General features: G+C 35.1%; 22 protein-coding genes, 2 pseudogenes and 1 riboswitch. Of the genes and pseudogenes, 4 read left to right on the top strand and 20 right to left on the bottom strand.

From position 1 onward, the window contains the following. Positions 1–211 precede the first annotated feature (211 nt). From B1NLA3E_RS09405 to B1NLA3E_RS09385, 5 genes are all read right to left on the bottom strand, one after another. Positions 212–730 carry an AAA family ATPase gene (locus B1NLA3E_RS09405; protein WP_015593609.1) on the bottom strand — a complete coding sequence of 173 codons (519 nt, stop codon included), beginning with the start codon at positions 728–730 and terminating at the stop codon, positions 212–214. A gap of 408 nt (positions 731–1,138) precedes the next feature. Then, the gene (locus B1NLA3E_RS09400; protein ID WP_041580423.1) at positions 1,139–2,338 is read right to left on the bottom strand and encodes a phosphoglycerate dehydrogenase; all 1,200 of its coding nucleotides are present in this window, start codon (positions 2,336–2,338) and stop codon (positions 1,139–1,141) included. Positions 2,339–2,743: 405 nt separating this feature from the next. Beyond that, on the bottom strand, positions 2,744–3,472 hold the full coding sequence (locus B1NLA3E_RS09395; RefSeq protein ID WP_015593607.1) for an amino acid ABC transporter ATP-binding protein: 729 nt from the start codon (positions 3,470–3,472) through the stop codon (positions 2,744–2,746). Then, positions 3,469–4,113 (bottom strand): amino acid ABC transporter permease, encoded by a 645-nt coding sequence (locus B1NLA3E_RS09390; protein WP_041580422.1) that lies wholly within the window; start codon positions 4,111–4,113, stop codon positions 3,469–3,471. Before B1NLA3E_RS09390 ends, B1NLA3E_RS09395 begins: the two co-directional genes overlap by 4 nt. Before the next feature lie 66 nt (positions 4,114–4,179). Continuing rightward, positions 4,180–4,950, bottom strand: a complete 771-nt coding sequence (locus B1NLA3E_RS09385; RefSeq protein WP_015593605.1) for a transporter substrate-binding domain-containing protein — start codon at positions 4,948–4,950, stop codon at positions 4,180–4,182. A 405-nt stretch (positions 4,951–5,355) separates the two neighbouring features. Here B1NLA3E_RS09385 and B1NLA3E_RS09380 point away from each other — a divergent pair, with 405 nt between their 5' ends. Then, complete coding sequence (locus B1NLA3E_RS09380; protein WP_015593604.1) at positions 5,356–5,988, top strand: LysE family translocator; 633 nt, start codon at positions 5,356–5,358, stop codon at positions 5,986–5,988. 96 nt (positions 5,989–6,084) lie between these two features. Here B1NLA3E_RS09380 and B1NLA3E_RS09375 read toward each other — a convergent pair whose 3' ends face one another. Further along, on the bottom strand, positions 6,085–7,284 hold the full coding sequence (locus tag B1NLA3E_RS09375; RefSeq protein ID WP_015593603.1) for a phosphoglycerate dehydrogenase: 1,200 nt from the start codon (positions 7,282–7,284) through the stop codon (positions 6,085–6,087). Between the two features lie 142 nt (positions 7,285–7,426). Next, a riboswitch (ZMP/ZTP riboswitch) is annotated at positions 7,427–7,505 on the bottom strand. Between the two features lie 86 nt (positions 7,506–7,591). Next, complete coding sequence (locus tag B1NLA3E_RS23260; RefSeq protein ID WP_015593602.1) at positions 7,592–9,958, bottom strand: EAL domain-containing protein; 2,367 nt, start codon at positions 9,956–9,958, stop codon at positions 7,592–7,594. Positions 9,959–10,238: 280 nt separating this feature from the next. Between B1NLA3E_RS23260 and B1NLA3E_RS25245 the strand changes: the two genes are divergently transcribed. Then, the gene (locus B1NLA3E_RS25245; RefSeq protein ID WP_015593601.1) at positions 10,239–10,394 is read left to right on the top strand and encodes a hypothetical protein; all 156 of its coding nucleotides are present in this window, start codon (positions 10,239–10,241) and stop codon (positions 10,392–10,394) included. 613 nt (positions 10,395–11,007) lie between these two features. On the opposite strand, the gene B1NLA3E_RS09365 is transcribed toward B1NLA3E_RS25245, so the two are convergent. From B1NLA3E_RS09365 to B1NLA3E_RS09350, 4 genes are all read right to left on the bottom strand, one after another. Continuing rightward, positions 11,008–12,276 (bottom strand): DUF445 domain-containing protein, encoded by a 1,269-nt coding sequence (locus B1NLA3E_RS09365; RefSeq protein ID WP_015593600.1) that lies wholly within the window; start codon positions 12,274–12,276, stop codon positions 11,008–11,010. Between the two features lie 157 nt (positions 12,277–12,433). Next, positions 12,434–13,174 (bottom strand): sulfite exporter TauE/SafE family protein, encoded by a 741-nt coding sequence (locus tag B1NLA3E_RS09360; RefSeq protein WP_015593599.1) that lies wholly within the window; start codon positions 13,172–13,174, stop codon positions 12,434–12,436. A gap of 307 nt (positions 13,175–13,481) precedes the next feature. Next, the gene (locus B1NLA3E_RS09355; RefSeq protein ID WP_144061448.1) at positions 13,482–13,814 is read right to left on the bottom strand and encodes a hypothetical protein; all 333 of its coding nucleotides are present in this window, start codon (positions 13,812–13,814) and stop codon (positions 13,482–13,484) included. A gap of 173 nt (positions 13,815–13,987) precedes the next feature. After that, the gene (locus B1NLA3E_RS09350; RefSeq protein ID WP_015593597.1) at positions 13,988–15,016 is read right to left on the bottom strand and encodes a threonine aldolase family protein; all 1,029 of its coding nucleotides are present in this window, start codon (positions 15,014–15,016) and stop codon (positions 13,988–13,990) included. A gap of 394 nt (positions 15,017–15,410) precedes the next feature. On the opposite strand from B1NLA3E_RS09350, the gene B1NLA3E_RS25595 reads away from it, so the two are divergent. Beyond that, entirely contained in the window at positions 15,411–15,596 is a 186-nt protein-coding gene (locus tag B1NLA3E_RS25595; RefSeq protein WP_041580420.1) for a LytS/YhcK type 5TM receptor domain-containing protein, read from the top strand. A gap of 267 nt (positions 15,597–15,863) precedes the next feature. Further along, on the top strand, positions 15,864–16,274 hold the full coding sequence (locus tag B1NLA3E_RS25590) for a GGDEF domain-containing protein (protein WP_328285175.1): 411 nt from the start codon (positions 15,864–15,866) through the stop codon (positions 16,272–16,274). A 325-nt stretch (positions 16,275–16,599) separates the two neighbouring features. On the opposite strand, the gene B1NLA3E_RS25985 is transcribed toward B1NLA3E_RS25590, so the two are convergent. The 9 genes and pseudogenes from B1NLA3E_RS25985 to B1NLA3E_RS09295 all read right to left on the bottom strand — a co-directional run bounded on the left by B1NLA3E_RS25985 (position 16,600) and on the right by B1NLA3E_RS09295 (position 22,300). Then, the gene (locus B1NLA3E_RS25985) at positions 16,600–16,785 is read right to left on the bottom strand and encodes a DUF2325 domain-containing protein (RefSeq protein ID WP_236619653.1); all 186 of its coding nucleotides are present in this window, start codon (positions 16,783–16,785) and stop codon (positions 16,600–16,602) included. A 207-nt stretch (positions 16,786–16,992) separates the two neighbouring features. Then, complete coding sequence (locus B1NLA3E_RS09330; protein ID WP_015593596.1) at positions 16,993–17,352, bottom strand: hypothetical protein; 360 nt, start codon at positions 17,350–17,352, stop codon at positions 16,993–16,995. A gap of 184 nt (positions 17,353–17,536) precedes the next feature. Continuing rightward, the gene (locus B1NLA3E_RS09325) at positions 17,537–17,731 is read right to left on the bottom strand and encodes a Fur-regulated basic protein FbpA (protein ID WP_041580419.1); all 195 of its coding nucleotides are present in this window, start codon (positions 17,729–17,731) and stop codon (positions 17,537–17,539) included. 387 nt (positions 17,732–18,118) lie between these two features. After that, positions 18,119–18,760 (bottom strand): annotated as a pseudogene (locus tag B1NLA3E_RS09320) (elongation factor G-binding protein); the annotation flags it as partial. Between the two features lie 78 nt (positions 18,761–18,838). Continuing rightward, entirely contained in the window at positions 18,839–20,014 is a 1,176-nt protein-coding gene (gene tnpB / locus B1NLA3E_RS09315; protein WP_015593593.1) for an IS200/IS605 family element RNA-guided endonuclease TnpB, read from the bottom strand. 267 nt (positions 20,015–20,281) lie between these two features. After that, positions 20,282–20,548 (bottom strand): annotated as a pseudogene (locus tag B1NLA3E_RS25580) (CD3324 family protein). A gap of 313 nt (positions 20,549–20,861) precedes the next feature. After that, a complete protein-coding gene (locus B1NLA3E_RS09305; RefSeq protein WP_015593592.1) occupies positions 20,862–21,416 on the bottom strand; it encodes a CBO0543 family protein in 555 nt (184 codons plus the stop codon). A 175-nt stretch (positions 21,417–21,591) separates the two neighbouring features. Continuing rightward, positions 21,592–21,813 carry a helix-turn-helix domain-containing protein gene (locus B1NLA3E_RS09300; RefSeq protein WP_015593591.1) on the bottom strand — a complete coding sequence of 74 codons (222 nt, stop codon included), beginning with the start codon at positions 21,811–21,813 and terminating at the stop codon, positions 21,592–21,594. A 10-nt stretch (positions 21,814–21,823) separates the two neighbouring features. Continuing rightward, positions 21,824–22,300 (bottom strand): DUF2975 domain-containing protein, encoded by a 477-nt coding sequence (locus tag B1NLA3E_RS09295; RefSeq protein ID WP_041580418.1) that lies wholly within the window; start codon positions 22,298–22,300, stop codon positions 21,824–21,826. Between the last annotated feature and the right edge of the window lie 160 nt (positions 22,301–22,460).

Below are 22,460 nucleotides of genomic sequence, written 5' to 3'. Positions count from 1 at the left end.
TCACATTTAAGAAAAAAAATTTATAAGCTTCGCTATTATTACTTTGGCTCAGTTAAAATAGAATGTTGATTTCCGTTCCAGTCACTCGCGCACCTTAGGGGCAGGCGGTGAGCCTCCTCGGCGCTTAAGCGGCTGTGGGTTCTCACCTGTCCCGCTGCTCCCGCAGGAGTCTTCGTGCCTTCCACTCCAATCAACATTGTTCAAAAAATCGTTAGAGACAAAATTGGTCAAAACGACTTTTTAAATCATTAATAATTTCCAACGGTTGTTTGTTCGTTATGTCATAGAGATAGTTTTTGTTTGGAGAAAATTTTTCGAGTTTGTCTAATAAATATATAGAGCCTTCTATTAAATAACCATCTCCTCTTTTATTTAACCGACTGATAAGTATATCTTCATCTGCCCGTAATACTACATAATGAATTTTCACATTCAATTCCACAATGTTTTTGTAAAACCACTCCAATTCACTTTCAACAACATAATCGATTATTACATTAATATTGTTTTCAATGAAATTCTGCGTTAAGGAAAGAATGTTTTTCCAAATTATTGACAATTGTTCTTCCCACGGTGGTTGCTCTTTTTCTCCGAACATTAATTTGATTTGGTCACCTTCTATTAATGCAACTTGTTCCATGTCCTGGGCAAGTGCCTTTGTAACTGTAGTTTTACCAACTCCATATGGACCGGAAATGATGTATATTGAACTATTGGCCCTCTGATTCATATTAAGTTTCCTTTCTAGAGATGGATAAAATATTCCTCCTCTTTTTCTATAAAGAATATGCGAATACCTATTTTCTTGTGATTATAAAATTGAAGACTAGCATTTAGTGAAGAAATTCGTAAAATTGAACGGGAAGAATACGAGCAATTAATGAGGCAATTAAGCAATTAAAACTTAAGTTGAGGGACAGAAATGATTTTCTTTTAGGAATGACTAAGAGAGGTTTTAGTTTTCAATTCTTAAATAAATGTAAAAAAAGCATGAATAAACATCATTCATGCTTTTTTGTGTGATATTTTTTATAAGTTTGGCTCTGTTAAACTAGAATGTTGATTTCCGTTCCAGGCGCTTCGCTTTCCGCGGGGCGGGCGGTGAGCCTCCTCGGCGCTAAAGCGCCTGCGGGGAAGTTTAAATAATTCGTGTTGTAACGATGCCATCGATTCTATTGATTTTTTCGACTAAACCAGAGATGATATCGCTGTTTATTTGGTTGTCAATGTCAACCATCGTATAAGCGTATCCTCCTCTGCTTCTGTTAATCATGTCAGCGATGTTTAGATTATAGCTTGATATAGCCGATGTGATCTGCCCCACCATGTTTGGAACATTTTGATGGAATACTGCCACACGTCGCTGCCCTGTATAAGGTATGGAAGCGTTTGGAAAATTCACTGAGTTTTTGATATTTCCTGTATTTAGGAATTCCTTCACTTGCCAAGCCGCCATAATCGCACAGTTTTCCTCTGATTCTTGGGTTGAGGCACCAAGATGTGGGATTGGTACGGTATTTTTCATTTTCAATATATTTTCATTTGGAAAGTCTGTAATGTACTTACCAACTTTTCCACTTTCGAGGGCAGCTTCCATATCCGTTTCATTCACTAACTCACCACGTGAAAAATTCAAAATATGAACGCCCTGCTTCATGATACTGAATGTTTCTTGGTTAAACATTCCTTTAGTATCATCAGTTAGCGGAACGTGTACAGTAATATAATCAGAGTTTGCAAACAATTGTTCAATCGTCATAGCACGTTGGACATTACGAGACAAGTTCCAAGCTGTATCGACAGAGATGAATGGGTCAAATCCGATTACATCCATGTCTAAATCGAGCGCATCATTTGCTACAAGGGCACCGATTGCCCCTAAACCTATCACTCCGAGAGTTTTTCCTTTAATTTCTTTTCCAACGAATTGTTTTTTTCCTGCTTCTACTAGCTTTGGTACATCTACCCCTTCACCTACTAACGTCTTTGTCCAAGCTACACCATCAAAAAGGTTACGGGATGAAGCCATTAATAAGGTAAGGACCAATTCTTTTACGGCGTTAGCATTTGCCCCAGGGGTATTAAAAACAACAATTCCTTCCTCTGTACATTTTTCGACAGGGATATTATTTACACCCGCACCTGCACGTGCGATAGCTTTTAGATTATTGCCAAATTCCATTGTATGCATATTAAAACTGCGAACCATAATGGCATCAGGATTTTCACTATCATTGTTAATCGTAAAAAGATCCTTATTAAATACATTTAACCCGCTTTCTGCAATATTATTTAACGTTTTAATTGTTTTCACTTTGTCTATATTTGGTGTACTCATTTTTTTATCCCCTTTCATATTCCTTTTCTAGTTTACTTAAGTATAACAGGACAATCTTGTATCTTAGCATGTTTCTTAAATTTTTATGTAAACTTTCATTTCCCTATTTTCACCAAAAAGAAAGCCTTATCCAACCGGAATTAGGCTTTCTTAGATTTTTTTTGAATGGCTCTGTTAAATTAGAATGTTGATTTCCGTTACAGGCACTCGCTTTCCGCGGGGCGGGCGGTGAGCCTCCTCGGCGCTAAAGCGCCTGCGGGGTCTCACCTGTTCCGCTGCTCCCGCAGGAGTCTTCGTGCCTTCCACTCCAATCAACATTGTGCAAAAATCAACATTGCGCTTTAAAACAGCCTTTTGAATAAACTGATCAATCTATAAGTCTACCTAAACGATCATAAGCATCATTTAAAGCACCTTACTTAAGAATAACTTGGTTCGTTCATGTTGAGGGTTACCGAATAACTCATTTGGCTCATTTTCTTCAACGATATAGCCACCATCCATGAAAATCACTCGGTCTCCAACTTCTCTTGCAAAGCCCATTTCATGGGTAACGACAACCATTGTCATCCCCTCTTTTGCAAGCTGTTTCATAACCTCTAAAACATCTCCGACCATTTCAGGGTCAAGTGCAGAAGTCGGCTCGTCAAACAGCATAATTTTCGGATTCATGGCGAGAGCTCTGGCTATGGCCACCCGTTGTTGTTGACCTCCAGATAGTTCTCCAGGATAACTATCTGCTTTTTCCCTTAGCCCTACTTTATCAAGTAATTCAAAGGCAACTTTTTCAGCTTGCTCTTTATGGGTTGAGCGAATTTTAATAAGCCCCAATGTGATGTTTTCTAATACCGTTTTATGAGGGAATAAATTAAATTGTTGAAAAACCATCCCAACTTCTTGTCTCACTTTATTTATATTAACTTTTGGGTCCGTAATATCATTTCCATCGATAATTACCTCACCACCCGTAATATCCTCCAGGCGATTTAAGCAGCGAAGAAAAGTACTCTTTCCTGAACCTGAGGGTCCTATGACACAAATAACTTCTTTTTCTTGAACTTCTGCATTTATATCTTTTAAAACTTCTAGATTTCCAAATGATTTTCTCAGGTTTTTTACTGTTATGATGCTCATCTAAGCTGAAACCTCCTTTCAACGAAACTAGCAAGCATGGTCAACAGATAAATGACAATAAAGTAAATAACACCAACGGCCAGCCAAATCTTAAAAGCTTCAAATGTGGCGGAAGCTTGAATCTGTCCTTGCTGTGTTAAATCTGCTATGCCAATGACGGATAGAAGTGAAGTATCTTTCAAGCTAATAATGGATTGATTCGTAATGGTAGGAAGCATTCTTCTAAATGCCTGTGGAAGTATGATAAAACGCATTGTTTGTCCACTTGTAAATCCGATTGATCTTGCAGCTTCAGTCTGGCCTTTATCAATAGATTGAATACCCGCTCTTATGATTTCGGAAAAATATGCACCTGCATTGATTGCAACTGTAACGATTCCAGCTGTCGTATTATCAAGTGAAATCAAATTTAACGAATTTAGACCGAAATAAATAAAAAATAATTGCACAATAAAAGGTGTTCCTCGAATTGCATCTACATAGACTTTTGCGATCCAATTCAAGATCTTTAGTGGGGCAAGTCGCAACAAGGCAACCATTAAACCAATTACAAAACCTAGTATTATAGCAATCACAAAGATATAAAGTGTCACTTGAAGCCCTTCTAATAATATTGGCAATGCTGCAACAATTATATCCACTCGCTTCATTCCCTTCCAAAAAGAAGGCGCGCACGATGCGCGCCTTTGTCTGTATTTATTCTTATATTATTCACCAAGGTAAGTTTTTAAAATCTCATCATACGTTCCATCTTTTTTAAGTTCTGCAAAACCTTTATTAATTTTTTTCAGTAAATCTTGGTTTTTCCCTTTTAAAACTGCAATTCCGTATTGGTCTCCATTTAGACGATCACCCACGATTTTTAATCCAAGCTCTTGTTGGGCAATTGCATAGGAGATAACAGGATAATCTTCAATAAGTGCATCTGCATTTCCATTAGATACTTCTTGGAACATGGCAGGACTATCGTTAAATTGGACGACGGTAATCCCTAATTTTGAAGCATTATCTGTTGCGTATTTAGCACCTGTTGTCCCTTTTTTAACTGCAACTTTTTTTCCATTAAGGTCAGAAACAGATTTAATACTTGAATTATCATTTTTTACAACAACAGTTAATCCTGCATCAAAATACGGTGTTGAGAAATCTACTACCTTTTTTCTATCATCTGTAATACTCATACCAGCAATCGCTACATCAAGCTGATTAGCTTGCATGGCTGGGATAATTCCACCAAAATCCATCGGAGAAAGTTCGATTTTGAAGCCTTGATTTTTCGCAATAGCATTGATTAATTCAATATCGATTCCCTTATACTCGTTTCCTTCTTTAAATTCGAATGGTGGATAAGTTACATCTACGCCCACCTTATAAACCTTTTCTTTTTCGGCTTTTTTATCTGGTGTTTTATCAGTTCCACATGCAGAGATAAAAAGAGCAAGAATCAATAACATACTGAATAAACCAAATTTTTTCAATAAAATCACTCCGTTTTTTAGAATATTGGTATAACACTGATAATTAAAATACTTTTTTATAATATATCACATCAAACTAAGAATTTAATAGTATTAGTTTTTGGAATATAATTACTCTTGTGAACCTATTGGTAATATGATTATTACCTTATTTGATAAAAATCTTATTATTTAAAATGAATTTTAATTAAAATATTAATTATTTTTTCAGTATTTAATTATGACAAATTCGGCAAATTTATTATTTTAAAATAAAAATAGTATGCCACTGCTTTGGTATATTCCTATGTACTATTATCTAACAGAAATGTACTGATTCTTAGTGATTCATTAAATAATTAATAGGAAAAAGAGAAAATGTATTGTAAAATAAGTAAACATTTAGATAATTGAGGGGTGTTAAGTTTGTACGGAATTATTAATTTTGAAGTTTTTTTAGTAACGGCCATTCTGCTCAATTTAACTCCTGGTACGGATACCATGTATATAGTCAGTAGAAGTATTTCTCAAGGTAGAGCAGCTGGGATCTATTCTGCATTAGGCATTTCAGCAGGAGTAGTTGTCCATACTTTACTTGCCGCCTTTGGATTATCCGTTATTTTAATGCAATCAGCATTCTTGTTTAATTTAATCAAAATTATTGGGGCTATTTATTTAGCTTATTTAGGTTTTAAAATGTTAATAACCAAAAAGACAATAAATGAGCAAAAAGACTTACCGAAGCAGAGTAATAAAAAAATATTCCTGCAAGGTATGCTAACGAATGTGACTAATCCAAAAGTTGCCTTGTTTTTCATAGCTTTCCTGCCCCAATTTATTCATACTAGCCCTGGGGTTTCAAGTCCGATTCCTTTTATTTTACTAGGATTGACTTTCACTTTAACAGGGGGCACTTGGTGTTTAATTACAGCCTTCTTTTCCTCAATGGCGACAAATAAATTAAGAAGCAATGCGAAAGTTGGAAATGTGTTGAATAGATTAACAGGAATTGTTTTTATTGCCATGGGCATTAAATTACTTAACACTAAAGTTCACTAATTGCTCGGCAAGTTCCGACAGTGACAAAAGGAGCCCAATCGTTGGATTGGACTCCTTTTTAAATATATATGTCTAAGATATTTATTCCTGCTTTGTTTAAATAATACGAGCTGTAACAACGCCTGTTATTTGGCTGATTTTTTCCTCTAAACCAGGGATGATATCACCGTTTGCTTTATCTTCAATGTGAACCATTGTGTAAGCATATCCACCGCGGCTTCTGTTAATCATGTCAGCAATGTTCAAATTATAGCTTGAAATAACAGATGTGATCTGACCCACCATGTTTGGAACGTTTTTGTGGAAAGCTGCCACTCGTAGTTGTCCTGTATAAGGAAGGTTAGCGTTTGGAAAATTCACTGAGTTTTTGATATTTCCTGTATTTAGAAACTCCTGCACTTGACGAGCAGCCATAATGGCACAGTTTTCTTCTGATTCAGCAGTAGAGGCACCAAGATGTGGAACTGGGATGGTATTTTTCATTTTCAATACATTTTCATTCGGGAAGTCTGTAATATACTTACCAACTTTTCCACTTTCGAGTGCAGCTTCCATATCTGCTTCATTCACTAGCTCGCCTCGTGAAAAATTTAAAATATGAACGTCTGGCTTCATGATGCTGAATGTTTCTTGATTAAACATTCCCTTTGTGTCATCAGTTAGCGGAACATGTACTGTGATATAATCGGAGTTTGCAAACAATTGTTCAATCGTCATCGCACGTTGTACATTGCGTGCTAAATTCCAGGCAGTATCTACAGAGATGAACGGATCAAAACCAATTACATCCATATCTAAATCAAGGGCATCATTTGCAACAAGAGCACCAATCGCTCCTAAACCTATTATACCAAGAGTTTTCCCCTTAATTTCTTTTCCTACAAATTGTTTCTTTCCTGCTTCTACAAGCTTAGGAACCTCTGCACCTTCGCCCACTAATGTCTTTGTCCATGCTACACCATCAAAAAGGTTACGTGATGAAGCAATTAATACAGTAAGAATCATTTCCTTTACAGCATTAGCATTTGCACCAGGCGTATTAAAAACAACAATTCCTTCTTCCGTACATCTTTCAACAGGAATATTATTGACACCGGCACCAGCACGTGCGATTGCTTTTAGATTACTTCCAAACTCCATTTCATGCATGTTATAGCTGCGAACAACAATCGCATCAGGATTTTCACTATTATTATCAATCGTATAGGTATCTTTATTGAAAACATTTAACCCATTCTCAGCAATACTGTTTAATGTTTTGATTGTTTTTACCTTGTCTATAGTTATTGCGCTCATTTTATTGTTATCCCCTTTTTGTTTTTACTTAATTTCAAATCGTTTGTTATTTTTAATATTCTAATATTTTTTATTGGATATATCAACTTTTACTTCCTTCCCCCCTTAATAAGCAGAAAGAGGTAAAGGATATTAAATCCCTTACCTCTGCCCAGGCGAACGGCTACGTCACTATGTGCTCCCTCACGGTTATCCGCGTTTCGCCAGTTACACATAGACTTTTCATTTGTTTTATTTTATCTGATTCTTCACTAAACTTCAACCTTTATTATTTTTACTTTTAAAATTTTTCTCGTTCCCTAGCCAATTAGGACACCGCCGCAGTTAAATATGACTCGTTGACATAGGATTCAAACTCGGTAGCTGACAAAGGTCGGCTGTAATAATACCCTTGCCCTAAAACACAGTCTATTTCTTTTAAAAATTTTACTTGTTCCTTCGTTTCAATTCCTTCAGCTATGACCTCATATTGTAGGTTTTTTCCCATGCTCATGATCGTTTTAACTAAAGGACCCTCTGGGTTATCGATCAATTCATCAATAAATGCCTTATCTATCTTTAAACAATCAATTGGCAAATGCTTTAAGTAAGCTAGAGATGAATACCCAGTTCCAAAATCATCAATCGCTATTTTCACTCCCAAATCCTTCAGCCTCATTAAAATTGGGATCATGATTTCAATATCTTGAAGCACACTTTCCGTTAGTTCAATTTTTAACAAATGAGGGTCTAACCCCGTTTCACTGAGGATTCCCACCACCTTACTGGTAAACAGCGGATCCTTAAATTGTTTTGCTGATACATTAACAGAAATAAAGATATTCGTTAAACCAGCTTCCTGCCATTCTTTCATTTGTTGACAAGCTGTTTTCATCACCCAGGTACCAATAGGCTCAATTAATCCTGTATCTTCAGCTAAAGGAATGAATTCAAGCGGCGATATCATTCCTAATTCAGGATGATTCCAGCGAATAAGAGCTTCCGTTCCAACGACACCACCAGAACCCAATTCCACCAATGGCTGATAATACAGCAAAAATTGTTCTTGTTGAATCGCCCTTCTTAATTGTGATTCTAACTCTATTCTTCTTGTCTGTTTTTGTTGTAGCGTTACGCTAAAGATCTTAAATTGATTTTTCCCCTCCTCTTTTGCTAAATACATGGCGGTGTCGGCATTCTTCATCAATACATCAACATCATTGCCATGATCAGGATAGATGCTAATACCTATGCTTGCGGTTGAATATACTTCATTTCCTTTTATGAAAAAGGGCTTTGAGAATTCATGAATGATTTTTTCAGCAACCAAAATCGATTTTTGTTGATTAGTATCTGGTAAGAGGATGGTAAATTCATCTCCAGACATCCTTGAAATCATCGCTTTCCCGCCCAGAGTCGAACAAAATCGATCGGCAATTTGTTGTAATAACAAATTACCTCCATGATGCCCCAAGCGATCATTAATATTTTTGAAACGATCCATATCGATAAACAGAATTGAGAACTTCCCTTCCCTATGCTGCATTAAGTCTATTTCTAGTTGAACTCGTTTATGAAATAAGCTATTATTCGCCAGCTTTGTTAGTGCGTCAAAATGAACTAATTCCTCAATTTTTAAAAATAAACCTTGTATGTAATTTCCTCTTTTAGTAGAACCTGTGCCTGTTTGATTAGTTGATTCTGAGCCTGCCAGCCTGTATAATTTTTCAATCATTCTCCTATTCTCAATCGTGCTGAAAACTTGTTTGAATAGCAAAAGTAACATAATCAAATAAATTCCAATTTGGAGCACATCTAACTTTCCTTGATGATAGACCAGGGAAACAATGAGAAATAGACCAGAACTGATATAGGTGATGTAAAACCCTTTATTCTCCGGTGAACCTATTTTCATACGAGACTCCCTTTGTATCCATTGGAATTCCCGTGATAAAAGTGCTGATAATCCCATTAACAATTGCGCCATTGGCCATAATAGATTAACGTAGTTTCCATTCGTATATTTTTCATAATAGGATTGATAATTATAGAAGGCATCCGCCATTATTTGGATTAATAGCGGTAAGGAAATCATATAGAATACTTTTCTAACTGCGGGATTGAAGGAACTATACAATAAACAAATGATAGCAAAAAATAAACTGGCGTCTAATAGGATATACCCTGTCGAGATTGAGGATGATAAAACAGAAAGTTCTCGCGGATAATTTAAAATCGGGTGAATAATAAAAGACCAACAGATGCTAAAGCCAACAATCATTAAAATAACGACATGAAATAAGAATGCAATCATTGGAATGGTATCTTTCATCACCTTCATGACATAAAAAAGGGCAATTAAGTTCATGACATACCCTATTAATCTAATCAAATCACCCAAATTCCCATATGGAATCGTTTGAAATGTGATTTGGTAAATTGTCCAGTAAAGTTGTGCAACTAAAAGACAAAATCCACATAATCCTAACCATAACCAAATATACCTTTGTTTGCCGGTAATTTTCCTGAAAGAGGATATCAGCCAAGTTGTGCTAATCGCGTAGGCTATACTCGAAAATACACATGTTCCTATCAAAGATACGATAGGATGCCCCTTCCAATAATAAAGAAATATGCTAAAGGTGACAAAATAGATCAAGATAAATAGTTTTCTTTTCAAGTTAGTAGTATTCATCTTTTTTGTCCTTTCTTTGGGACATTCATCTGGATGGTTATTTTACGACTTAGACCCGGAGCTTTACGCGAGAATCTTTCGACTAGTTTGCCTTTTCGGATATTATTACTTTAAATATAATTCTGACAGAGGGTAATTCCTATTAAATAAATCACTATTCAGACACTTTTTGTTCATTTTTATGTTTTAAAAACAACATATTATTTGATCACCCTATAATTTTTTTCTAAATACTTGAGCATAATAAAAACGATAATATTTGAAAGTGAGATGGGAAAGAATGTCCAATCAAGGCAGACAAAATAAGGATCAAACCAGAGAGCAAATTGAGAAACAGGATAAAAGAAACGATGTTGAATTAGGTAATGATTTTCAAATTGGAAACACTAGTTCACAAAGTCAGAAAAAAAGCGGACGCCAAGTTAATAAAAAATAACTTCGAGCCTGTCACGTGTCAGGTTTTCGAGTACAAAACTGTAAATAATAAACCAAGTAGTAGCCCAATTTATATAAATTGGACTACTACTTTTTTTGACTTGACGGGGTCTAAGGGTATATAGCATAGGAATTTGCACCTGATTAATGGATATTTATGTTAATAAAGATAGCATATATTCTGAAAGTCGAGCATACATTCTGAAAGTCGAGCATATATCCTGAAAGTCGAGCATACATCCTGAAAAGTTGAGCATATATATCGAAAAGTCGAGCATATATCCTGAAAAGTTGAGCATATATCTCGAAAAGTCGAGCATATATCTCGAAAAGTCGATTAGAACACCGCAAAAGATGAGTGAATTTCCCCATATTCGAGAATACATCCACATTAAGATGACTTTTATTCAAATAACGGGGTCAAATGTTGAATAATGTAATAAAAATGAAGCAAAAGTTCAGATTTTTTTCAGTATCGTCTATTGTGTTAATTAGTTTTTTTATTCAGCTGCAAATTCTAATTCGATTTCAGTCACTAATTGTAATTTTGCACTTCAAAATCGAAAGCAAAGAAGCCATTCTCTTCCTGTGAGAATGGCTTCATTTTTATTGACCTACAAAGAAAATTGCATGAGGCTAGCTACTACTTGGATTCCTGTTAGGATAATTCCAATAATAAAACCACAAACTGCTCCGTTCACACGGATCCACTGCAAATCTTTACCAATGTTATTTTCCATCATATCAATCAAGGTTTCATCGTCCAGCTTATCTAAATTCTCCTGAACGAGATTGCCTATCTGTGAATGGTTATTTTCAATAAGGTTAACGATTTGGTTTTGAATCCAGTTATCAATATTAGTATTTCTTTCTTTTATTTTGCCTAAGGTATGATTAATTAAGGGAATTAGATAGATATCCATAAAACTTTGAGTTTCAATTAGTTCTAATACATTCTTTTGAATGTGTATCAGCATGTTTGTAATGGTTTCATCAGGCTCCCAGTTCTCCAGAAGTTGATTTTTCCATTTTTCAATACCCTCTAATAGCTCCGAGTTTTCATTAATGCCTTGTATTTCTTTTCGAATATATAAGATTAAAGCTGCTCTGTTCTGATCATTACTATCCTGCAAACTATGGATGCCGCTTAATAATAGTTTTTTCACTATATTTCCAAGTTTTTCCTCACTGAGTATATTTTTAATGGAATTAAGGGCAAATTGAAGGATCCCATCTAATTCAATTTTGTTGAGTAAATTCATGGAAACTGTACCTAAGCGTTGACTTGTTTGTTCTTGTTTAAGCCAGGTCTCAGCTTTTTTCAAAATATGATCCAAAACCCTTTGATCAAATTGTTCTTTAAGTAATTGTGTACTTAGTAGTTGGAGAAATTTACTCATATCAATTTTTGAAAGAGCAGAAGTAATTTGTTTTTTTACAAATGGAGAAATTTTTTCAACATCGATATTACAAATTATTTCTTTTATCATCTTTATCAGACCGTTTCTAAACGGTTCAGTATGTATCTCTTGTTCTATCCTTGTCACTAGCTTATCTGAAAAATGAACTTGTTTTACTTTCCCCTGAATACTTTCCTTAGAAAGCCAATCATTTTTTATGGTCGAAACAAGCCCATTTGTCATTCTTTTTCGGTTATTTGCTAGTAGAGAAGTATGAGGGATTGGTAATCCTAATGGATGGCGAAAAAGTGCGGTAACCGCAAACCAATCAGCAAGTCCACCTACTAGCCCTGCCTCAAACCCACCCTGTAATAAATTTACCCAAAATGAACCTTGAAATGGGATGGTTGCAATAAAACCTATCCCCATGATAATTAATGAATACCTAGCTATTTTTTTTGACTCTCTCGTTTTTGTTGACATTATATTCCCTCATCCTAAAATGTAATTCAAAACCAATAAGCTAACGATGAGCAAAAGTTTACATTCACTCATGATAGGCATTTTCAACTAATATAATAGCAACTTATCTTTCGATTATCTAGTTTGTATATCGGTAATGAAAATAATACTGCTTTCCTCATAAAAAATTCATTAACAGTAAAGTCGCGCTTACGATTGGTGTTACGACAATTCCATAGCGCAAGAATACTTGAGGGAGTTTACTCGTTAATTTTGCTCCAACGTACGTCCCAAACATTGTGCTAATCGCTACTTGAAAAAACAGCATAAGATCAAAGTATCCATTTTGAATGGACCCAATGGACGCAAAAAATGCAACCGGCAATAGGACCAGCATGGTGGTTCCTGCTGCAATCCTCATTGGAAAATGAAGCCATTTTAACAAGGATAACTGAATAAATGGTGCAGCGCCAATTCCAAAAGTGCCCGAAATCAATCCATTTCCAAGACCTATCCCAACGTAACTTAAAAAGACAGGCTCCTTCTTCACTTCTTCCTTTTGGAGTTTCATCCTTGTTTTTAACCAAATGAGAACTCCAGATGACGCCAGTGCGAAAACGGTAAATAGCATTAACACATTTGGATTAATAAGTGTTGTTAAACGCATGCCAAAATAAGCGCCAATTCCCCCGAATAACCCAACCAAAAGCCCTTGCTTTACATATATATTCCCTTCGCGAAAATGACTCATGCTTCCAGTTATTACGTTAATAAACATAACTGGTACAGCAGTGCCAAGCGCCTCATGGATTGGAATGTGAAAAACGGTCACTAAAATTGCAATGATAAACCCAGAGCCCCCGGCTCCAATAAATCCTAACAGTAACCCTAAAAACAGCATCGTGATACTTAAAAGCATATTAAGTTAGAAACCCCTCTCATCAAAATAGCTACCAATAATCGGAGGAGCTATTCTTTTTGTTCTTTTCTTCAGATGATGACAATCACAAGTCTACTAAATTTTGTCAAAATCAGAGCTTTTGCACTAAAGCTTTTTTATAGTAGTAATCCTATTTTCCTATAAAAATAGATAATAATCTATTATTTTTGCCTTTTTCACAAAAAAGCAAGTCTAGTTTAAAGTTATTAAAGTCAAAGTGATTATTTTCGATGTGTTAGACTCCTGATAGTATAAAGATTATTAAGGGAAGCCCAAAGGACTTCCCTTAATTTAACAATCTATAAATTACTAGGAGTAACCCAGTCACGTATATCGTACCAAATATCAATTTGTTGTTTTTTGCTAACCATCTTGGCAAATAGATATCAAATCCAACCTCTTGATTTTCTGTGTATTTATACCCCAAAATCGTTAATGGGCATTTCCCTTTAAAAATGATCAAAATTATTCCTTCAAAAATGACTGAGCCAATTGCAAGCCACGTATATAAATTTATTTGGTTATAAAGACCTGCAAATACTATGTAGGAAATGATTAATACGTAAAAAACCCAGATGATTGTATGCATCAATTTAATATAAACTAATTTCTTGGACATATTCATCCCCTCAAAAATCGTTCTAAATAATACTGTGATACAATTTAAGGATTTCGTACTATTATCATAGTATCCTACTATTATGCCTCCGCTCAATTATACAGAATATTAATATAGTTTTCCAAAATTCAATATTATTAAAAATCCTTCGATTCCTAATATTTGATTAGACACTACTTTTTTAATGCCTTTATGTCCTCTATAAATGCGAGTACCTCACCCTCTTTTGTAGCCCAAGAAGTTACTAGCCGAATGGCAGAATGATCCGAATCGACCTTTTCCCAAATATGAAATGAATACTTATTTTGGAGCTCGGTTATAAGTGAATTGGGTAGAATCGGAAATATTTGGTTCGATGGAGAATGGTTCAGGAACTTAATATTGGCTTTGCTTATTTCATCCCTCAGCAAGTCAGCCATATTATTCGCATGGGTGGCAGAATCAAAGAACAAATTATCCCGAAAAAGTTCAAGAAACTGTACTCCCAATAGTCTTCCTTTTGCAAGGAGCCCACCTTTTTGCTTTATATGGTAGCGAAAATCCTTTTTAAGGTAATCACGGCAAATGACTAAAGCCTCACCGATTAGTGCACCATTCTTAGTTCCGCCAATATAAAAAGCATCTACAAGTGCAGGCAGATCGATCAACTCGAGGTCATTTTCTGCAGAGCAAAGAGCTGACCCGAGTCTTGCACCATCCATAAATAATACAAGATTATGCTCACGGCAGAAACGACTTAACTGCTCCAGTTCTTTCTTTTTATAAATAGAACCTATTTCGGTGGAATTAGATATGTAAACTAACTTAGGCTTAACCATGTGTTCATCTGGATGAGCATCGAGTGCAGCTTCCAAGTGCGAAGGGCTAAGTTTGCCATCTTCAGTATCTATTGAAATGATTTTATGTCCTGTCGCTTCGATTGCACCTGTCTCATGTCCGAGAATATGCCCTGTACTAGCTGCGATAGCGGCTTCATGTGGTCTTAGAAAAGCTGAAATAGCGGTTAAATTGGTTTGTGTTCCTCCTGTTAAAAAATGAATATCGACGTCTGTGCAGTCCATTCTTTCCTTTAACAGTGCAATCGCTTTTTGGGAATAACGATCTTCTCCATAGCCCTCCTCCTGCACAAAGTTAGATTCAATTAAAGCATTTAGGATTCTTGGATGTGCGCCTTCACTGTAATCGTTTTTAAAGCTGTACATATGGTAAACCCCCGTCCTTGATTAATAACATCTCTTATTTTATCGTAACATAACATTTAATGAATCCGCACTTTCTTATACTAATTTCTACTTCAGGTGGCCACAACTTCCCTTTTCTGTTAATCGTTGCGTTTTTTCTCTCTTCGGTCACTCTCTTTTCTGGAAAAGCAATGTCGAACTTTGTCAAAAATTATTTGTAAATTATCAGATAATATGATATTTTTATATTGGTGATGTATATGATATTTAAAGAACTTCTTTCAAATTTAGGTATAATGACTTCATTACTTTTCCTTTACACCCAATTAACGAATTCTTCTCCACTAGAAAAGACATCTCCACTACCTAAAGATTACTATTAGGTGCCCTTGGAGGAATATTAAGCAACATTCTCATGTTATATAGTATTCATTTAGGTAATACCATCATTGATCTTAGACATATCCCAATCATATTGCTTTCATTATATGGTGGTGCTGTGCCAGCATTGGTTTCAATGGTATTGGTGATTTTTGGTCGTTTTTTAATTGGAATAAATTCTTCTTCGTATCTAGCTGCTATCCTCATCGTTTCAATTTAATTGTTTCTCTTTACTTTTCAAAAAAGGAATTATCAAAAAAAATAAAAGTATTAGTTATACTAACAATTTCAAACCTCATTTATTCTGTTTTTTATTCATACGTAATAAAAGATGTTACTATACTAATATTATTAATACCTGTTTTCTTGGTTATTTCTTATTTAGGTGGGTTTATCGCTTTTTACATTTTGGAATACTTGCGAAGTAGCCAAGAGCTATTTAATCGATTTAAATCTGAGTCCTTAACAGATGGACTTACAGGACTAAATAACTATAGAAAATTTTTTTAAAAAAGTAAATGATACTTATGGACATAAAGAAGGAGACCTTGTATTAAAAGAACTAGGTGACATTTTAAAAAATTCCGCAAGGTCCTTTGACATTGTCAGTAGGAACGGTGGTGAAGAATTTTCTGTCATTCTTTTAGACTGTCCGATGAAACGAGCGGTAGAAATTGGCGAGTTGATAAGAAGGAATGTTGAAAGCCACTTATTCATACTGAGCTCATGTAAAAAAATTAATATTACTATTTCTATTGGTTTGGCTTGTTTTGATGAAACGACAAAGGATCCTGCACTATTAATCGACGATGCTGATAAAGCATTGTATCAAGCAAAAAGAACGGGCCGCAATAAAGTTTGTGTTTATTTACATTCTTCCAATAATGCTTTTTTATAAAAAGTCTCTGTAAAAACTAGGATGGTGATTTCCGTTCCAGACGCTTCGCTTTCCGCGGGTCGGGCGGTGAGCCTCCTCGGCGCTAAAGCGCCTGCGGGGTCTCGCCTGTCCCGCTGCTCCCGCAGGAGTCTTCGCGCCTTCCACTCCAATCACCATTGTGCAAAATGTAGGTGTACACCAGTAATTGTTCACTAGCAAATCGCTGTGCATTTTCTATTTCAAATTAGAGGATTTACTATGTGAAAAACTTGATAAAACAATAAAAAATGACTAACAATTTAACATACATTTTGTTAGTCATTTTTAGTTTGATTGTTTTTCGTTATCATCTATTTAACTTACCGCTAATTTCCTGATAGATAGAACACCATGACCTTTTGGAAAAACAGATGGGAATCCCTTGATCCTGCGCCTTTCGTTTAATAGCTCCTGAATCGCTGTGGCTGATAAAATCTGTTAACACTAAAATTAAATCAAATTTCCCTGGTATTCCTTTTCCTTTTCGTATCATCTTTTTTTTCGGCAATTTAAATGGGTCACTTCGTTAAACCCTTCTCCTTCTAGCCTTTGGGTAATTTTACCGAGATGATCTCCGCCAATAATTAACATTGACTTCACACCAATCCCCCCTTTAAGAATGTTCTGATATTTAATCACAAACTATTCCTACCTAAATAGTTGTATTTATACTTAAAAAAAATGAAAGGATTATATTTTTTTATCTTATCTCCAGTTTTATTACATTTCTGCTTTGTTCACTTTCATTAATAAATTCATTCAGCCTTTTTGTAAGGCCTCCATGACCAAATCGGATAAATTTATGTTGATCTTCCACTAGCCGTTCATCTTTATTAAATTCTAAGAATGCCAAAATCTGAATTCTACGGTATTGAATTTCGACAATCCCATACTCATAAAACCATTGATCAATCGTATTATAAACACCTCTATTGACCCCATATTTTCGATTGCACCAATTAAAAAACTGTAGATCTGGCAAATTAAGATATTTACTTGTTTCGAACTGTTTATTTGTTTTTCTTATTATCCCTACCAAATTTTCATTTTGGGTCTTCATGATATCGATCTCCTTTGTGTTTGTCCCTTTGCCCCATTAAAATACGATATTTCTATTGTAAGGACAGGTTTTTTGGACCCGTCTCTATTCTTCATGGTTAAGAAAAATCTTTATTATAATGAAAAACATCAATTAAATGGTTTTTTTATGTAACTATGCCAAGGACCACTATTTTGATTTATTGCTAATAAAATTGGATTGATCCAAAATCACCATGAGGATGACTATATAATTGAAATCCTCTATATTCATTTTCAAGTTCTGTTAAAGATAACTCAAAAAGATGCTTATCTTCTTTCTTATACACATTAAAAGCAATTAATTTCTCTATTAATTTTTTACGTCTATCTTCTACTGCTTTCCGAAGAATATCGCCCACCTGAATCACTCCTATTTTTAGATTTATCATTATTGATTTCCAAAAAACGGATTCTGAATTGATCCCAACTTCCTTTTTAAATAACGGCTCTGTTTACCATGCTTTAACACAGCCTAAATAATAAAAGGCTCTCTATTCAAGATGCATTCATCTTGAATAGAGAGCCTCTAGAGATCTAGTCAGCACGGAAAATAATTCTAAATATTTTAATTAATTTTAAACTATATAATTCTCATCTGTCAAGTAAGAATTAAATTTACACAAATTTGAATCATCTCATTTATTGTCATATTACACTTAATCATCTGAACATACTAATTAGTATATTATATTCAATAAAATCGCTTTAAAATCAGAGTGAACATAAATCATTGTACACTGCTAGAGTTACAGATTGCTTTTAGCCTTTAAAACCTCAATAAAATTCTCTAGCTTCTCCAACGATATCAAGTTTTCATTGCATTTCTGGCTATCTTGGCAAATATAGTTTCCTCTTCGAATGAAAGTTCCCTGGGCAACGCCTTTTGTTTCTGACATAAATAGGCCCACTTCCCCATGACTGTTGCAAAGAGTACAAAATCCCTTTTTGCTTGCAAGGGTAAAAGTTCCATGTAGCCCAATGAAATGATTTTGGCAAAGTGCAATAATATACTTTTTATTGGTACCCTTATCGTTCCAGCCGAGATACGTCAATTCTTTGGGATCTATTTCATCTAAAGATGGTAACCTCAACTTCTTGGCTTTCGGAAAAAGTTTTTTCACTGTCTGCTCTGTTACTTGTTTAAAAGGGATAACATAAGGCTTTAATTTGACCAAATATTCTTCCGCCTTCACGCTGTCCACCACCTCGATGATGGGTTCCACTAACCTTTTTTGTTCAGCGTTAATATCGAAAAATAGATTGGACACTTTATCACTTGCCAATGATTTTAGAGCGTTGAGAACATTCCTGTCATTTACGCTAGAATGTCCATTTATGAGAATTTGCGTTTGTTTTTTAATGAATTGGAACTGGTCAGATCTATTGAACTACCCCTCCTTAACACCCTTACGGGTTGTTTGAAGAAGGGGATTCCTAAGAACACCAGTGTATCCACCAGTTATTGATTAGGCGATCCCCGCAGTCCCTGCGGTTAGAAGTCTTAGGGCTTCGTTTTTAAGATTGATTCCTGCGTTAATATCTCGATTATGATAGGTATGACATTTAGGGCATTCCCATTCACGTAATCCGAGATTTTTAACGTCTTTGTTTTTGTAGCCACAACCAGAACAAAGCTGACTACTAGCGAAGTTTTTTGAAACGGTTACCACTTGTCTGCTGCTCCATTTAGCTTTATATTCGATCATACATTTGAATTGTGACCAAGATACTTCGCTGATTGCTTTAGCAAGATGGTGGTTCTTTAACATGTTCGATACGGACAAGTCTTCCATCCCAATAATGTCGTGGTTTTTGACAATCTTGGAAGAAATCTTGTCCAAATAATCTTTTCTTGCATTTACAATTTTTTCATGAATACATGCGACTTTTCTTTTGGCTTTATACCAGTTCGCGCCACCTATCTTTCGTCTGCTCATAACTCTTTGCGCATGGACTAATTTTTCTTCTAATGAACGAAAAAACTTCGGATTAGGGTAAATCGTTCCATCCGAAAGAATAGCGAAATCTTTCAGTCCTACATCAATACCAATTGCTGAATTGGTTTTAAGTAATGCCATAACTTCCGATTCAGTAGCTACAGAAACAAAATATTTACCAGAGAGGTTTCTTCCGATCGTGGCACTTATAATACGACCTTCGACTTCACGACTTTTTGCAAAACGGACGTACCCTAGTTTGGGGAGTTTGATGCGGTTGTCTATGATAGCTATATTTCCGTTTGTATACTTTGTTGTATAAGATTGCACTGGATTCTTTTTTGACTTAAAGCGTGGTTGTTTATTTTGCTTTTTGTAGTAGCGATCATAGGAATCAGCTAAATTTTCTACTGATTTTTGCAAAGCAATACTATCGACTTCTTTCAAAAATGAGTACTGTTTCTTCAGTTCAGGAAGCGATTTCACTGTTTCAAATTTGTTTAAGAATTTGCCTTTCCAGTTATTCGCTGTGAGTTGACCGTTTTGTCTCATTTCTTCGACGATATACCAGTAAGCATTTTTTTCTTTTTGTTTACCAAGAAAGAAATTGAAAACAAATCTTGAACAGCCAATGGTTTTGTTTATCTGTTCAATTTGTTTTTTATTTGGGTAGATGCGGAACTTGTAAGCCTTGTTTACTAGCATATATTCCACCTCGACACACAGGAACATTTGTTCTTATTATAACACAAGGAAGAAAGTTTTGGCTATCGCCAACCGACATTCATCCATACCCTACTCATTGGGCTTCGCCCTTCACATTCCTTTAGGGAGGGATATTCTGTCGGAAGGATGATAAATGGCTCCTCTTTTATTCCTCCTATCCATACCCTATTACTTTAAACGGTATGATCCAATTATTATAGGTAGAAAATAATTCTAATCAATCTACACACAAAAAGCACTGAGGAATCAGTGCTTTGAATACACAATTTTTTTAATAGTTTCAATGGAGAAAAAGTATTCATCTGCCAAGTCAGTAATAGTCCTTCCCTGTGAATACGCCCTTTTTATGGAGGAATTCCGGTTGTCTATTTATCTCCTACCGCCGGACAAGGTTCCCCATTTTTTTCGGGTGGATTCGGAATTTGGGATATAGATGGTCTCTCCTTGGACATATTTTTGAATTTCCAATATCAGTTTTTTTGGTAAAACTGCACTCGCTTTCACATATTTCATTTTAGCCAGCCCCTTATTAATTTTTAATAAAATAAGGTGCAAAGCCAAGTATAAGAAATGGCGATTTAGTGTAGGTTAGACCCCATGCAAAGTATCGCCGTTCCAATAACAGGCTTTGCATGAGTGGCTGAAGAATTAGGCAAAAGAAAATGAATTGCCATTTGTTTGCCTCCTTTATATACCATAGATTTTCTCAATCATTATAAAATATAACGACTGATTTTGCATCTAAATTCCATCAGTAGCAGCTAAGTCGTTATTCAATCATTAAAAAAGGCGACCACCATAATTAGCGTTCGCCCTTGTTTTGAAACTAATTGATTTTTTCAAATGTATTCAACTGAATAAACCAGTGTGCAGTTAAATAGAATAGGGTTAAAATTAAAAAAGAATAAGTAAAAGCCCAATCAATTTTCTTGTATAAATCTATCATTGCCAATAATGGCATTCTCACATATGCACCTAATCCACCGAAAAAAACTGCTTTTACAAATGAATTATTTGTTGGTTTAAATTGCAATAACAGCATTAGAAACACAGGTAAAACTGAAAGTCGATACGAAAAGTTTAAGGTTGCTAGAGGTACAACTTTCACGGGGTATGCCCATTTGCCAAAACTAACGCCGAATGTATCAAGGATTTCTGATAATACCATTACCAATAAACCCGCGGATAATATTCGAGCTGAGCTTTCACGGTTGCGGAATACCCCCCAAATAGCCCAAGGAACAACAATCATTGCTAATGCTAACCACCATTGCCAAGTAAATAAAAAAGCGTTCATAACTGCTTCAAAAGTTAAATGATTTGCGTCACTAATTAATTTTGTAGCTTTATCAATTTGTTTTAATCCATCTTGATAATTCATTACTCTCCACCTTGTTTTACTTTATTCATCGACTGTTAGTCTTTACCAAATTTCCTCAACTATTCGGTGGTTTATTAAATTTTTGATGAAGTTACAAATCATGAGTAATTCCCCTTTTATGAAAAATCGGAAAAAGAAATCTTTCTTTTCCTTTCATTGTTTTATATTCCGCTGTTTAATCTTGGGTATCTTCATCACTTCGGTATTCTAAAATATCTCCGGGTTGACATTCTAAAGCCTTACAAATTGCCTCTAAAGTTGAAAACCTTATTGCTTTTGCCTTTCCATTTTTCAATATAGAAAGGTTAGCCATTGTTATTCCAACCCTCTCCGAGAGTTCTGTTACGCTCATTTTCCTTTTAGCCAGCATCACATCAATATTAATTATAATTGCCATTGTTATCACCTCAGACTATTAAGTCATTTTCCGATTTTATATCAATCGCTTCTTTTAAAAGTCTCTGAAGGACCGCAGCGAATACTGCGATTACCATTGAAGCAAAGATAGGGACCATTCCGACTATGACTAGACCTGGTGCATCATCTAGATCTGCTACGAGAAAAACAAATGGCTCAATTACCACATACAAACCACTGATTGTCATGGCACAGAATTTGATATTCTTTAGAGCCTTTACAGACAATTCAGAGAATGCTTGATTATTGTCAATATAGCCTAAAAGTTTAAAAGCCTGATACAATGCAACAAAAAACGGAAACACTGATAAACACATACCGATTACAATGGGGTACAGTATATGGGCATAATCTGGATTTGCTGGATTCTTAGCTAACCAAAATAGCCCATATATACCCAAAGCAAGCACAGGAGTTCCAATAAGAAAAACAGCCATCCTTAAAAATAGTGTTGACCCTCGTTTCATAAAAAGCACCTCACTTATTTATTGTCAAATTGATTATAATATATATTTTATCGTTTATCAATAAATCATTATTGTCTTTTATTATATTATTATCGTTATATAAATATCCCTTTCATTTTTAAAAAGATAAAAAAGCATTCCTCATTACAAAGGAATGCTT

The organism is Bacillus sp. 1NLA3E, assembly GCF_000242895.2.
In the GTDB taxonomy this organism is placed as follows: Bacteria; Bacillota; Bacilli; order Bacillales; family Cytobacillaceae; genus Bacillus_BU.
This window is presented reverse-complemented; position numbering and strand designations above follow the sequence as displayed.

Excerpts from the sequence above, each read along its gene's own strand:
- B1NLA3E_RS09405 (WP_015593609.1), bottom strand. The coding sequence starts at position 730 with ATGAATCAGAGGGCCAATAGTTCAATATACATCATTTCCGGTCCATAT.
- B1NLA3E_RS09400 (WP_041580423.1), bottom strand. The coding sequence starts at position 2,338 with ATGAGTACACCAAATATAGACAAAGTGAAAACAATTAAAACGTTAAAT.
- B1NLA3E_RS09395 (WP_015593607.1), bottom strand. The coding sequence starts at position 3,472 with ATGAGCATCATAACAGTAAAAAACCTGAGAAAATCATTTGGAAATCTA.
- B1NLA3E_RS09375 (WP_015593603.1), bottom strand. The coding sequence starts at position 7,284 with ATGAGCGCAATAACTATAGACAAGGTAAAAACAATCAAAACATTAAAC.
- B1NLA3E_RS23260 (WP_015593602.1), bottom strand. The coding sequence starts at position 9,958 with ATGAATACTACTAACTTGAAAAGAAAACTATTTATCTTGATCTATTTT.
- B1NLA3E_RS25245 (WP_015593601.1), top strand. The coding sequence starts at position 10,239 with ATGTCCAATCAAGGCAGACAAAATAAGGATCAAACCAGAGAGCAAATT.
- B1NLA3E_RS09365 (WP_015593600.1), bottom strand. The coding sequence starts at position 12,276 with ATGTCAACAAAAACGAGAGAGTCAAAAAAAATAGCTAGGTATTCATTA.
- B1NLA3E_RS09360 (WP_015593599.1), bottom strand. The coding sequence starts at position 13,174 with ATGCTTTTAAGTATCACGATGCTGTTTTTAGGGTTACTGTTAGGATTT.
- B1NLA3E_RS09355 (WP_144061448.1), bottom strand. The coding sequence starts at position 13,814 with ATGTCCAAGAAATTAGTTTATATTAAATTGATGCATACAATCATCTGG.
- B1NLA3E_RS09350 (WP_015593597.1), bottom strand. The coding sequence starts at position 15,016 with ATGTACAGCTTTAAAAACGATTACAGTGAAGGCGCACATCCAAGAATC.
- B1NLA3E_RS25595 (WP_041580420.1), top strand. The coding sequence starts at position 15,411 with ATGTTATATAGTATTCATTTAGGTAATACCATCATTGATCTTAGACAT.
- B1NLA3E_RS25985 (WP_236619653.1), bottom strand. The coding sequence starts at position 16,785 with ATGATACGAAAAGGAAAAGGAATACCAGGGAAATTTGATTTAATTTTA.
- B1NLA3E_RS09330 (WP_015593596.1), bottom strand. The coding sequence starts at position 17,352 with ATGAAGACCCAAAATGAAAATTTGGTAGGGATAATAAGAAAAACAAAT.
- tnpB (WP_015593593.1), bottom strand. The coding sequence starts at position 20,014 with ATGCTAGTAAACAAGGCTTACAAGTTCCGCATCTACCCAAATAAAAAA.
- B1NLA3E_RS09305 (WP_015593592.1), bottom strand. The coding sequence starts at position 21,416 with ATGAATTATCAAGATGGATTAAAACAAATTGATAAAGCTACAAAATTA.
- B1NLA3E_RS09300 (WP_015593591.1), bottom strand. The coding sequence starts at position 21,813 with ATGGCAATTATAATTAATATTGATGTGATGCTGGCTAAAAGGAAAATG.
- B1NLA3E_RS09295 (WP_041580418.1), bottom strand. The coding sequence starts at position 22,300 with ATGAAACGAGGGTCAACACTATTTTTAAGGATGGCTGTTTTTCTTATT.